Annotated in this window: 13 protein-coding genes and 1 tRNA gene; 7 read left to right on the top strand and 7 right to left on the bottom strand. The window is 72.0% G+C overall.

Translation table 11 applies throughout. The features are described from left to right. Positions 1-79: 79 nt before the first annotated feature. The 4 genes from rsrA to ACFWBB_RS24355 form a co-directional block, all read right to left on the bottom strand. On the bottom strand, positions 80-382 hold the full coding sequence (gene rsrA, locus ACFWBB_RS24340; protein ID WP_385276239.1) for a mycothiol system anti-sigma-R factor: 303 nt from the start codon (positions 380-382) through the stop codon (positions 80-82). Then, entirely contained in the window at positions 379-1239 is an 861-nt protein-coding gene (locus ACFWBB_RS24345; RefSeq protein WP_385276242.1) for a sigma-70 family RNA polymerase sigma factor, read from the bottom strand. The genes rsrA and ACFWBB_RS24345 overlap by 4 nt, the downstream gene beginning before the upstream one ends. Before the next feature lie 94 nt (positions 1240-1333). Continuing rightward, positions 1334-1981: an alpha/beta family hydrolase gene (locus ACFWBB_RS24350; protein ID WP_385276245.1), complete on the bottom strand. Its 648-nt coding sequence runs from the start codon at positions 1979-1981 to the stop codon at positions 1334-1336. Position 1982: 1 nt separating this feature from the next. Further along, positions 1983-2798, bottom strand: coding sequence for an SOS response-associated peptidase (locus ACFWBB_RS24355; protein ID WP_385276249.1), 816 nt, complete (start codon positions 2796-2798; stop codon positions 1983-1985). A 57-nt stretch (positions 2799-2855) separates the two neighbouring features. Here ACFWBB_RS24355 and ACFWBB_RS24360 point away from each other — a divergent pair, with 57 nt between their 5' ends. The 4 genes from ACFWBB_RS24360 (at position 2856) to ACFWBB_RS24375 (ending at position 6508) form a co-directional block, all read left to right on the top strand. Next, positions 2856-3578, top strand: coding sequence for a M50 family metallopeptidase (locus tag ACFWBB_RS24360; protein ID WP_385276252.1), 723 nt, complete (start codon positions 2856-2858; stop codon positions 3576-3578). A gap of 87 nt (positions 3579-3665) precedes the next feature. Next, positions 3666-5006 (top strand): 3-phosphoshikimate 1-carboxyvinyltransferase, encoded by a 1341-nt coding sequence (aroA, locus tag ACFWBB_RS24365; RefSeq protein WP_385276255.1) that lies wholly within the window; start codon positions 3666-3668, stop codon positions 5004-5006. 11 nt (positions 5007-5017) lie between these two features. Next, positions 5018-6028 carry a ribosome small subunit-dependent GTPase A gene (gene rsgA, locus ACFWBB_RS24370; RefSeq protein ID WP_385276258.1) on the top strand — a complete coding sequence of 337 codons (1011 nt, stop codon included), beginning with the start codon at positions 5018-5020 and terminating at the stop codon, positions 6026-6028. Between the two features lie 156 nt (positions 6029-6184). Further along, on the top strand, positions 6185-6508 hold the full coding sequence (locus ACFWBB_RS24375; RefSeq protein ID WP_385276261.1) for a DMT family transporter: 324 nt from the start codon (positions 6185-6187) through the stop codon (positions 6506-6508). Here the strand turns inward: ACFWBB_RS24375 and ACFWBB_RS24380 are convergent. Then, a complete protein-coding gene (locus ACFWBB_RS24380) occupies positions 6465-7127 on the bottom strand; it encodes a TetR/AcrR family transcriptional regulator (protein WP_385276264.1) in 663 nt (220 codons plus the stop codon). The genes ACFWBB_RS24375 and ACFWBB_RS24380 overlap by 44 nt on opposite strands. A 239-nt stretch (positions 7128-7366) precedes the next feature. Between ACFWBB_RS24380 and hisN the strand changes: the two genes are divergently transcribed. The 3 genes from hisN (at position 7367) to ACFWBB_RS24395 (ending at position 9377) form a co-directional block, all read left to right on the top strand. Next, positions 7367-8167 (top strand): histidinol-phosphatase, encoded by an 801-nt coding sequence (gene hisN / locus ACFWBB_RS24385; RefSeq protein WP_385276266.1) that lies wholly within the window; start codon positions 7367-7369, stop codon positions 8165-8167. 169 nt (positions 8168-8336) lie between these two features. Then, positions 8337-8729, top strand: coding sequence for a cyclic nucleotide-binding/CBS domain-containing protein (locus ACFWBB_RS24390; protein WP_385276268.1), 393 nt, complete (start codon positions 8337-8339; stop codon positions 8727-8729). 231 nt (positions 8730-8960) lie between these two features. Beyond that, a complete protein-coding gene (locus ACFWBB_RS24395; RefSeq protein ID WP_385276270.1) occupies positions 8961-9377 on the top strand; it encodes a Fur family transcriptional regulator in 417 nt (138 codons plus the stop codon). A 205-nt stretch (positions 9378-9582) separates the two neighbouring features. Here the strand turns inward: ACFWBB_RS24395 and ACFWBB_RS24400 are convergent. After that, a tRNA-Met gene (locus ACFWBB_RS24400) sits at positions 9583-9656 on the bottom strand. A 641-nt stretch (positions 9657-10297) separates the two neighbouring features. Beyond that, entirely contained in the window at positions 10298-12187 is a 1890-nt protein-coding gene (locus ACFWBB_RS24405; RefSeq protein WP_385276273.1) for a tetratricopeptide repeat protein, read from the bottom strand. Between the last annotated feature and the right edge of the window lie 181 nt (positions 12188-12368).

The following is a 12368-nucleotide window of genomic DNA, read 5'->3' on the forward strand; positions in this document are numbered from 1 at the left end:
TCAGGCTCAGGAGCCTAGGACGGCTGGGGGAGGGTCCGCGGGCATCAGCCGCGGATTAGCACATTCGAGTGACGGGAGCTCAGGTCTCCTGCGTCGTCGCCGTCACGTCGTGCTCGGGGACGGTCTGGCCGGAGCGGATCAGGTCGATCCGGCCCATCACCTTCGCGCGTAGATCGGTCGGCACGTCGTCACTGCCGCAGCACCGCTTGACCAGCTTCTTCACGGCCTCCTCCAGCCCGTACTTCTCGAGGCAGGGGGAGCACTCCTCGAAGTGGTGCTGGAACTTGTCCCGGTCCAGAGGAGGCATCTCGCTGTCGAGATACTCGTACAGGTGGTCGAGGACCTCACCGCAGTCCGTCTCGTGCGGATCTCCGCAGCTCATGAGCCCGAACCTTTCGCTTCGTTCGACTCTCCGGCACCGGCCGGGACCAGCCCGCGCTCACGGGCGTAGTCCTCGAGCATGCCGCGCAGTTGACGGCGGCCCCGGTGCAGCCGGGACATCACCGTACCGATGGGTGTCCCCATGATGTCCGCGATCTCCTTGTACGCAAAGCCCTCTACGTCCGCGAGATACACGGCGATCCGGAACTCCTCGGGGATGGCCTGGAGCGCCGCCTTCACGTCCGAGTCGGGCAGGTGGTCCAGCGCCTGCGACTCGGCGGAGCGCAGACCGGTGGACATGTGCGACTCCGCCCGCGCCAGCTGCCAGTCCTCGATCTCCTCGGCCGCGCTGCGCTGGGGTTCACGCTGCTTCTTGCGGTACGAGTTGATGAAGGTGTTGGTGAGGATCCGGTACAGCCAGGCCTTGAGGTTGGTGCCCTCACGGAACTGGTGGAAGGACGCGTACGCCTTCGCGTACGTCTCCTGCACCAGGTCTTCGGCGTCCGCCGGGTTGCGCGTCATACGCAGCGCGGCCGAGTACATCTGGTCGAGGAACTCGAGCGCGTCCCGCTCGAAGCGCGCACTACGCTCCGCGGTGGACTCCGTGCCCGTCTCCCCGCTCACGCCCTGGCCCTCGGGCAGCTCCGCCTGGCCGTTGTCGGCCCCTGCGTCGGTACCGGTGACCGGACCCACCTCCTCAAGATCGCGGGTGGAACCGAAACCGATCCCACTCGAATCGGAGGATAGACGACTACCCGAGCTTGCCGCCGCCCGAATAGGAGCGGTCCTCGCCGCGTGCAGGACCGTCCAGTCCAGATCTGTGCGGCTGCTGCGGCTCGGGCAGATGGTCGAACCCATGCGGCGGACTTCCTCTCCCACTGACGTCGGTGCCGGTTGTTCAGCACTTCTGTCCGCCTCAACAGCGTCCGGCCCCTCCACATTCCCCACCCGTTCACATGAGTGACCCGACCCACCGGACGCATCCGGCGGTGACGACCTCCAGCGTCTCCTCCTGCGTGACCCCGGCGCGCTTGGGCACCGCGAACCCGTGATCGCCGTACGGCACTTCCACGAGTTCGTACCCGCCCCCGGGAAACTCGTCCGGCCTGCCGAACGGGTCGTTGCCGCCCTGGACGACAAGGGTCGGCACCCCCGCGCCGAGCAGCTCACCGGCGCGGGATTTCTCCGGTCTGCCCGGCGGGTGGAGCGGAAAGCTCAGCGCCAGCACGGCGTGCGCCCCGAGCTCGCCGGCGGTACGGCAGGCCACCCGCGCGCCCGCCGACCGTCCTCCCGAGATCACCGGCAGCCCGGGCGCGACGACGGCCGGCCAGATCCCGCGCCAGCCGGCGTCGAGGGTCTTCGGCGCGGGCGCGACCTTCTTGCCGGCCACCCGCCAGGGCTGCTCGACCAGTGCGACGCTCACCCCGTGTCCGGGGAGCACGACGGCGAGTGCCTGGAGATCCCGGGCCTCGACACCGCCCCCGGCGCCATGGCTGACGGCGAGGACGAGCCGCGGCTTCTTCGCGTGGTGCCAGGTGATACGGGCGGTGCCCGCCTCAGTCTCCGCTGTTTCGGTGCTCACGACCGTTCCGGTGCTCACGTCAGAAGAGTGTGCCCTCCTCGGGCCCCTCCAGCTCCTTCAGCAGCTCCGGGCCGTTGTTGCGGACGTTGCTGACGGCCGTGGACACCGGGTAGGCGCGCATCAGTCCGGCCGGCGGCGGTTCGAGGAGGGAGCGCAGGTCGTCGATGTCCGTCCGCGCCGGGTCGAGCCAGGCGTCCCAGCGGTCCGGGGTGAGCATCAGCGGCATCCGCGGATGGATGTCGGCGAGGGCGTGCGGGCCCTCGGCGGGGGCCACGGCGAGCGAGGAGGTCTCCGCCTCGGTGGTGATCACCGAGCAGGTCGCCCACCAGGCCTGCGGATGGTCGTCGGGCAGGGTCCGGTCCCGCCAGAACTCGTAGAGCCCGGCCATCGCGAAGACCGAGCCGTCGGCCGGGAGCACGAAGTAGGGCTGCTTGCGCGGCCGCTTCTTCTTCCCCTCGACCTCCAGATCGCGCTCCTGGACGCCGGTGACCCACTCGAAGTAGCCGTCGGCGGGCAGGACGCAGCGCCGGGTGGCGAAGGCGCGGCGGTACGAGGGCTTCTCGTGGACGGTCTCGGCGCGCGCGTTGATCATCCGCGCCCCGCCCTCGGGGGTCTTCGACCAGGAGGGGACCAGTCCCCACTTCAGCTTCCGCAGCTGCCGAACCGGGCGCTTGTCGTCGGCGTCTCTCAACGGACGGTCGAGGACGGCGTAGACCTCCTTGGTCGGCGCCACGTTGTAATCGGGTTCCAAGGTCTCCTCGGGCGACCACTGCTCGATTTCAAAGACTCCTGCGAGATCCTCGGGCCTGCGACTCGCTGCATACCGTCCGCACATACGTGCCACACTGCCAGACTTCGTGAGCCGAAAGCCGAAAGGGAGCCACCAGAGAACATGGAGAGCACCGCCGCCCTCGCGCTGCCCGACCTGTGGGACCGGCTCGTCGGCACCCAGCCTTATCCCGACCTGTGGGTGGTGATCGCCACGGCGGTCGCGGCCCTCGCGGTCGTCGTGCCGCACACCCTGTGGCGGATATCGCGCAACGCGATCACCATCGCCCACGAGGGCGGTCACGGTCTGGTCGCGCTGCTGACCGGCCGGCAGCTGACCGGGATCCGGCTGCACTCCGACACCAGCGGCCTGACCCTCAGCCGCGGCAAGCCGCACGGCCTCGGCATGATCCTCACCGCCGCCGCCGGCTACACCGCTCCCCCGCTGCTCGGCCTGGGCGGCGCCGCCCTCCTCGGGGCCGGCCGCATCACCCTGCTGCTGTGGGTGGCCACGGCCCTGCTGGTCGTGATGCTGGTGATGATCCGCAACGCGTACGGCGCCCTCACCGTGGTCCTCACCGGCGGCACCTTCCTGCTGGTGTCCTGGCTGGCGGGACCGCAGGTGCAGGCGGCCTTCGCGTACGCGGTGGTGTGGTTCCTGCTGCTGGGCGGTGTACGGCCGGCCTTCGAGCTCCAGGCGAAGCGCTCACGCGGCGGCGCGGGCGACTCGGACGCGGACCAGTTGTCACGCCTGACGCACGTACCGGCGGGCCTGTGGCTGTTCCTCTTCCACGCGGTGAGTCTGTGCGCGCTGCTGGGCGGGGGACGCTGGCTGCTGGACCTGTGACATCCGCGGCTTCGGGCGCGGGGCGCGACCAGCCACGACGCGCTCGCGCCCGGACGACGGCCTCCCAAGTTCATTAGAGTGGGGGTCATGCCGCCGAACCCCGCACACACCGCCCTCTGGCCCGCCCCGCACGCGAGCGAGGCCGTCGCCGCGACGGTCCACGTGCCGGGGTCGAAGTCCGTCACCAACCGCGCCCTCGTCCTCGCCTCCCTCGCCTCCGAGCCGGGCTGGCTGCGCCGCCCCCTCCGCTCCCGCGACACCCTGCTGATGGCGGGCGCCCTGCGCGAGATGGGTGTCGGCATCGAGGAGACCGTGTCGTCCAGCTCCTCCGGCGCGGGGAGCCCCGACGGCACCGGCGAGGCCTGGCGGGTCCTCCCCGCAGGGCTGCGCGGACCGGCCACGGTCGACGTCGGCAACGCCGGCACGGTGATGCGCTTCCTGCCGCCGGTCGCCGCCCTCGCCGACGGCCCCGTCCGCTTCGACGGCGACCCGCGCGCGTACGAGCGTCCCCTGAACGGCGTCATCGACGCGCTGCGCGTGCTCGGCGCCCGGATCGACGACGACGGCCGCGGCGCGCTGCCGCTGACCGTGCACGGCTCGGGCGCGCTGGACGGCGGGGCGGTGGAGATCGACGCCTCGTCCTCGTCCCAGTTCGTGTCGGCCCTGCTCCTCTCCGGCCCCCGCTTCAACCAGGGGGTGGAGGTCCGCCACACCGGCTCCTCGCTGCCCTCCATGCCGCACATCCGGATGACGGTCGACATGCTGCGCGCGGTCGGCGCCCAGGTGGACACCCCGGAGTCGGGCGGCGAGCCGAACGTCTGGCGGGTCACCCCGGGCGCCCTGCTGGGCCGGGACCTGACGATCGAGCCGGACCTGTCCAACGCCCAGCCGTTCCTGGCGGCGGCGCTGGTGACGGGCGGCCGGGTGCTGATCCCGGACTGGCCGGCCCGCACCACCCAGCCGGGTGACCGGCTGCGCGAGATCTTCACCGAGATGGGCGGCTCCTGCGAACTGGCCGACTACGGTCTGGTCTTCACCGGCTCCGGCTCGATCCACGGCATCGACGTCGATCTGGGTGACGTCGGCGAGCTGACCCCGGGCATCGCGGCCGTCGCCGCCCTCGCGGACTCCCCGTCCACCCTGCGGGGCGTGGCCCACCTGCGCCTGCACGAGACGGACCGGCTGGCCGCGCTGACCAAGGAGATCAACGAACTCGGCGGCGATGTGACGGAGACCGCCGACGGTCTGCACATCCGTCCGCGCCGGCTGCACGGCGGGATCTTCCACACCTACGACGACCACCGCATGGCGACGGCCGGCGCGATCATCGGCCTGGCGGTGGAGGGCGTGCAGGTCGAGAATGTGGCGACGACGGCGAAGACGCTGCCGGACTTCCCGGAACTGTGGACCGGGATGCTCGGGGTATAGGGACTTTCGCCATGCGCCGCTACAGCAAGAACACCGACGAGGACGACATCCGCAGCCGCCCGAACCGCAAGGGCAACCGGCCTCGCACGCACATCCGGCCCAAGCACGAGGACGCCGCCGAGGGCATGGTCCTCACCGTGGACCGGGGCCGGCTGACCTGTCTGGTCGACGACCGGATCGTGATGGCGATGAAGGCCCGCGAGCTGGGCCGCAAGGCCGCGATCGTGGGCGACCGGGTCGCGATCGTCGGCGACCTGTCCGGCAAGAAGGACACCCTGGCCCGCATCGTCCGCATCGAGAAGCGCACCTCGGCACTGCGCCGCACCGCGGACGACGACGACCCCTACGAGCGCGTCGTCGTGGCCAACGCCGACCAGCTCGCCGTGGTCACCGCCCTCGCCGACCCCGAGCCCCGCCCGCGGCTGATCGACCGCTGCCTGGTGGCGGCCTTCGACGCCGGCCTCACCCCCCTGCTGGTCATGACGAAGTCGGACCTGGCCTCGCCGGACAAGCTGCTGGAGCTGTACGGCCATCTCGACATCCCGTACGTCGTCACCAGCCGCGACGAGCTGGAGAACGGCGACGCGGCGGACCGGGTGCGCACGTTCCTGGCCGGGCGGATCACGGCGTTCGTCGGTCATTCGGGCGTCGGGAAGACCACCCTGGTCAACGCGCTGGTCCCGGAGGAGCGGCGACGGGTGACCGGCCATGTGAACGCGGTGACCGGCCGCGGCCGCCACACCACGACGTCGGCGCTGGCCCTGCCCCTGGCGGGCACGGACGACTGGGTGATCGACACCCCCGGCGTGCGGTCCTTCGGCCTGCACCATGTCGACCCGTCCCGGGTGGTCCTCGCCTTCCCCGACCTGGTGCCGGGCACGGAGGGCTGCCCGCGCGCGTGCAGTCACGACGAGCCGGACTGCGCGCTGGACACGTGGGTCGCCGACGGCCACGCCGACCCGGCGCGCCTGTACTCCCTGCGCCGGCTGCTGTCCACGCGGGAACGCACGGAAGGCGACTGATCCCCCGGCTCGTTCACCCACCTGTTCGCCGACCGATCACCGACGGATCACCGGCTGATCCACCGGCTGACCACCGCGTTGTTTGCGTCCGCCCGGGCCCGGTAAGTGCATAATCGCACCGAGCCTGACCGGGCCGGGCAAACGGAGGGACAGCACATGGCGTGGCTGCTGGTCGTCGTGGCCGGGTTGCTCGAGACCGGTTTCGCCGTCTGCCTCAAGCTGTCCCACGGCTTCACGAGGCTCTGGCCCACCATCGCCTTCTGCGCCTTCGCCCTGGGGAGCTTCGGTCTGCTGACCCTCTCCCTGAAGAAGCTCGACGTGGGCCCCGCCTACGCCGTGTGGACGGGCATCGGCGCGGCGGGCACCGCGATCTACGGCATGATCTTCCTGGGCGACCTGGTGTCGGTCCTGAAGATCGTCTCGATCAGCCTGGTGATCATGGGAGTGATCGGGCTCCAGCTGTCCGGCTCGGCTCACTGACCCGGCCGTCGGCCGACTGTCGTTGCAGAGCCCCCCGCACCAGTTCCGCCAACCCGTCCTCGCCCGGCGGCGGCGCGGCCACGCAGGACAGCGCGAGCCGGACGGCGAGTTCGCAGGAGCGGGCCAGGTCGGCGGCGTCGGCCCGGACGGCGCCGGGACCGGACAGCACGGCCACCGCCCGGTCACGGACGGCACCCACGAGGTCGCCGGGCGAGGGCAGCGGCCCGTCCGCCCGCCGCTGGGCCGGCACGGCGGAGGAGGACGGCACCGCCGAGAGCGACGGCGAGGGCAGGCGCTCGCTCCAGAAGCCGGTGAGGACGGCCCTGACGAGGACGTTCTCGCGGGCGGCGGAAGCGGTCCACTCGGCGGTGGCGATGAGTCGATCCCGGGCGTCGCCGCGTACGGCCAGCGCCCGCTCGACCCCGGCGAGGTACCCGTCGGCCTCGCGTCGGACGAGCGCCCGGGCCAGGCCCTCCTTGCTGCCGAACTCGTTGTACAGCGTCTGCCGGGACACCCCGGCCGCCGCGGCGACGTCCACCATCCGCACCGCGGCCCACGGCCTTCGTGCGAGCGCCTTGAAGGCGGCGTCCAGCAGGGATTCCCGCGCTGCAGGCATCATCGCCTCCCTGGGCGAGCGGCTCTGCGCCCAGGTTTGACGCGCGCGGGTGCACTGTCAAGGGTCGCGGGGCAACCGACGGTTCGCGGACCGGGTCGGGGGTGGCGGTGGCGACCGACGGCCGTGCCGGGGGTTTCCCGGCGTCCACGGCCTCCACGCCGTCCACCTCGCCGTCCACCTGGGCGGTCCACCTCGCGGTCCACTGTGGCCCCTTCTCACCTTCGGCGGATACGGTTCGTCCCATGCCGGACTACCACGACGACCTCCGACTCGCGCACGTCCTCGCGGACGCCGCCGACGCCGTGACCATGGACCGATTCAAGGCCCTCGACCTCAAGGTCGAGACCAAACCGGACATGACCCCGGTGAGCGAGGCCGACAAGGCCGCCGAGGAGCTCATCCGCGGCCAGCTCCAGCGGGCCCGCCCGCGGGACGCCATCCTCGGCGAGGAGTACGGCATCCAGGGCACCGGCCCCCGCCGCTGGGTGATCGATCCGATCGACGGCACGAAGAACTACGTACGGGGCGTTCCGGTCTGGGCCACCCTCATCTCGCTGACGGAGGCGGGCGAGGGGGGCTACCAGCCCGTGGTCGGCGTCGTCTCCGCACCGGCGCTCGGCCGTCGCTGGTGGGCCGCGAAGGGGCACGGCGCCTTCACCGGCCGCAGCCTGACCTCCGCGAGCCGGCTGCGCGTCTCGCGCGTCTCGGAGCTCTCGGACGCCTCCTTCGCGTACTCCTCGCTGACCGGCTGGGAGGAGCGCGGGCACCTGAACGGCTTCCTCGACCTCACCCGCGAGGTGTGGCGCACGCGCGCGTACGGCGACTTCTGGCCTTACATGATGGTCGCCGAGGGCTCGGTCGACCTCTGTGCCGAACCGGAGCTCTCCCTCTGGGACATGGCCGCCACGGCGATCGTCGTGGCGGAGGCCGGCGGCACGTTCACGGGCCTCGACGGCCGCCCGGGTCCGCACAGCGGCAACGCGGCCGCGTCGAACGGACTGCTGCACGAGGAGCTGCTGGGTTATCTGAACGAGCGGCACTGAGAAGCCGGCCCGAGACTCCCGGAGACTCACAGATGAGCGCGCGCGCCCTCAATTGGCTGCGCGCGCCCTCTTGTTGACCCCTGCTTTACCTGCCACGCTGACAGCACCCCCCACTTGTGAACTTGTGAATCCACGAACAACCGTGGATTCTTAGGAGGTGGCTCCAGCCATGCTCGTCCGCGACGCCATGAGCACGGTGGTCCTCACCATCGGCCCCGCCCACACCCTCCGTCAGGCCGCCGCCCTGATGGCCGCCCGCCGTGTCGGCGCGGCCGTCGTCCTGGATCCCGACGCCGGCGGCATCGGCATCCTCACCGAGCGGGACATCCTCAACTCGGTGGGCCTGGGCCAGGACCCGGACACCGAACGCACCCACGCCCACACCACCAACGACGTCGTCTTCGCCTCTCCGGCCTGGACCCTGGAGGAGGCGGCCCGGGCCATGGCCCACGGCGGCTTCCGGCATCTGATCGTCCTCGACCGCGACGAACCGGCCGGCATCGTCTCGGTCCGCGACATCATCCGCTGCTGGGCGCCGGCCCGACAGCAGGTACCGGCCTGAGCGCACTGCCGGGCCGGGCGCCCCGAGGGGAACCCGGCCCGGCCCGTCCGCCCACGACAAGCGGTCCAGTGCCGCAGGCCGCGCCATACCCGGCCCCACGTGGCCGGCCTGCCACGGTCTCGTCGACTCAATTACTCGACCTGATCCCACAATGGACTCCATCCAAGTCAGTCAGGAATCTAAAGTCACACTCATTCGGGACCTGGTCTCCTTGACTGCTAGGCTGATCGCATGAGCGACCTTCTGGAGCGACTGCGCGGACGCGGATGGCGGATGACCGCGCAACGGCGCGTCGTGGCCGAGGTGCTCGACGGCGAACACGTCCACCTGACCGCCGACGAGGTGCACTCCAGGGCCGTCGTCCGGCTGCCCGAGATCTCCCGGGCGACCGTCTACAACACGCTCGGCGAACTGGTCTCCCTCGGCGAGGTCCTCGAGGTCGCCACCGACCGGCGGGCCAAGCGCTACGACCCGAACGCGCACCGCCCGCACCACCACCTGGTGTGCGCCCGGTGCGGCGCGATCAAGGACGTCCATCCGAGCGGCAACCCGCTGGCCGACCTCCCCGACTCGGAACGCTTCGGCTTCTCGGTCTCGGACGTCGAGGTGACGTACCGCGGGATCTGCCCGAACTGCGCGGCGGCGTAACTCCCGCCCGCACCCCGCCGTTCCACCCCGGCCCCTCCGCGACCGCAACGGGTACCCGGACCTGACGTCCGGTCATATCGTCAGGCGTCGCCTGCACGAGGAAGCCGCCGGCCATGGACCGGTACAGCCGTGACGTCCGTGACTGCGCTTGACGTCAAACGACCGAGGGCCGGAACCCTTTCGGATTCCGGCCCTCGGCCTTTAGTAGCGGGGACAGGATTTGAACCTGCGACCTCTGGGTTATGAGCCCAGCGAGCTACCGAGCTGCTCCACCCCGCGCCGTTGAATGCAACGTTACGTGAAGGCGAAGGGCAAAGGCAAATCCATTACCCGACCCCCGTTAACGCAGGTCAACCCCCTCCACCCAACCCCGCCCGGCCCACTCCACCCCGCCCAGCCCCTCCAGCCCGTCCCGGCCCCTCCAGCCCGTCCCGGCCCCTCCAGCCCGCCCAGCCCCGCCCAGCCCCTCCAGCCCGTCCCGACTCCTCCACCCCGCCCGGCCCCATCCGGCCTCTCCACCCCGCCCGGCCCTTCCAGCCCGTCCGGTCTCCTCCAGCCCGCTCCGGCCCTTCCAGCCCGTCCGGCGTTTGAGGACAAGGCCCGTTCAGGGCCGGCAGGGGGGTCCGGGGGCGCAGCCCCCGGGGACGGGAAGGGAAGGGGCGGCGGGGGCGAGAAACCCACCGCACGCAACACCAAGCGCTGAACGCTGAACGCAAACAGCAGACCCGGTCGCAGCGCAAGCCACAGCCCCGGCCAGGAGGCTCTGCCGTGCGCGGAGGCACCACCACAGCACAAACCACGGCCCCAGCCGGAGCACCACCACCGCACAAGTGCACCGCCCCAACCAGTGCACCACCACAGCGCAAGGCACGGCACAAGGCACGGCGCCAGCCAGAGCACCGCCCCCACCCAACGCACCGTCAGGCAGAAAGCTCTTCCCGCAGCGCGTCCCGCAACCGAGCCGCCCGCTTGGCCACCTCCGCAGGCCCCAGCGACACCGCCCGGTCCGCCCACCGCTGCCCCTCCGCCAGCTCCCCGCGACGCGCGTAGACCAGGGCGAGCCGCAAAGCCGCCCGCCCGTGCCCCGCGTCAGCGGCCCGCGTCCACCACACAGCCGCCTCGGGCTCGCTGCCCTCCCGCGCGAGCAGCAGCCCGAGGTTGAAGGCACCGTTGCGCGACCCGGCCTCCGCGGCCGTCCGGTACCACCGCGCAGCCTCCACCACGTCACCCCGCGCGGCGGCCAGCATCCCGACCCTGACCTGGGCCCGCCGGTGTCCCTGGGTCGCCGCCCGCTCGTACCACTCCTCGCATTCGGTCTTCTCGTGCACGATCTCCCCGAGCTCGTGCGCGGGCTGCTGCGGCCGCCGTGCGTCCAGTACGGCCGCCAGCCGGTACGCCGCTTCCGCGCTCCCCCCGCCGGCGGCGCACCGCAGATGCCGTTCGGCCTCCCGCTCGTCCCCGTCCCGCAGTCGCGCGATGCCGACCTGGAGCGCCGCCTCGGTGTGCCCGGCGGCCGCCGCCCGCTCGTACCAGCGCAGCGCGACGGCCTCCTCGCCCCGCCCCGCGAACAGGATCCCGAGGTTGAACGCGGCGTCGACGCTGCCCGCTTCCGCGGCCTTGGAGAACCAGGGCTCGGCCCCGGCCGTGTCGCCGCCCTGGAGCAGCAGGACGGCGAGCGCGTTGGCCGCCTCCCGGTGCCCGGCGTAGGCGGCGCGCCGGTACCACTGCTCGGCCTGTACGGTGCGGCCCTGCTCGGCGCAGAGCAGGGCGAGGTTGTAGGCGCCGTTGTCGTCACCTGCGTCCATCGCGGCCCGGTACCACCGCTCGGCGGTCTGGGTCTGTCCCCGCTCGGCGTGCAGCGCGCCCAGTGCGTTCGCCGCGTTGCCGTCGCCTTCCTGTGCGGCCCGCAGCCACCAGATGGCCGCGCTCTCGGTGTCGCCGGCGTCGCGCAGCAGGAACCCGAGCGCGCAGGCGGCCCGCGCCTCGCCGTCCTTGGCGGAGGTCAGGTACCAGCGTCCGGCCTCCTTCAGTTGGCCGCGTCCCTCCAGGATCGTCCCGAGGTGCAGGGCGGCCCGGCGGTGTCCGCGCGCGGCGGCCTGGCGGTACCACTGCTCGGCCTCCGCCCGTGCGGTGACACCGCTGTCATGGCCGCACTCGTCCGCGTCGCCGTCCGTGCGGGAGCCCCGGCGCTCCTGGCACTCCGGACCGCGGCGGCACTCCTTGTGGTCGAGGGCGCGGGCCAGCCGGTACGCCGCTTCCCGGTGCCCGCGCTCGGCGGCGGCCCGCATCCACTGCTCGGCCCCGGCGTCTCCGCGGTGCTCGAGCAGGTCGGCGAGGGCGTATGCGCCGAGCGCGTGCCCCTGTTCGGCGGACTGGCGCAGCCAGTACTCGGCGGCCGGCTCGTCGCCGCACTCGCGACGGTGCCGGCCCAGGGCGTGCGCGGCCGCGGCGGAGCCGGCGACGGCGGCGACCCGCCACCATCCGGCCGCCTCGTCGGGGTAACCGCGCTGGTGGAGGAGGACGCCCAGGTTGTTGGCGGCGGCCCGGTCGCCCTCCGCGGTGGCGGCACGCAGATAGGGCTCGGCTCCGTCGAGGTCGCCGCGGCGCAGCAACATGGCCCCGAGGACGCTCACGGCCTCGGCGTCGCCGGCTTCCGCCGCGAGCCGCAGGCCCATCTCCTCGACGGCCTCCCCCGTCTCGACGGCGTCCGCCGTCTCGTCCCGGCTCTCGTCCGGGGTCGCTTCCTCACCGGAAGGCTGCACAAACCGCCCTGTCTCGAACAGAGTTGCCTTGTCCCCCATAACGTCCATCGTCGCACCACCCGCAACCCGGGTACACCTGGTATACCGCGGCCCGTAAGGTCACTTCAGCGTTTTGTCGACATGCCCACAGAGAGACAAGTGAAACACAGATAGCTCAACTCCCCTCAGCGGCGCGGCCGTCAGACCCCCCGGCACATGCGTTCGCACACCACGAAGGCCCGGATCCTGA

This window comes from Streptomyces sp. NPDC060000 (assembly GCF_042737375.1).
Lineage (GTDB): Bacteria > Actinomycetota > Actinomycetes > Streptomycetales > Streptomycetaceae > Streptomyces.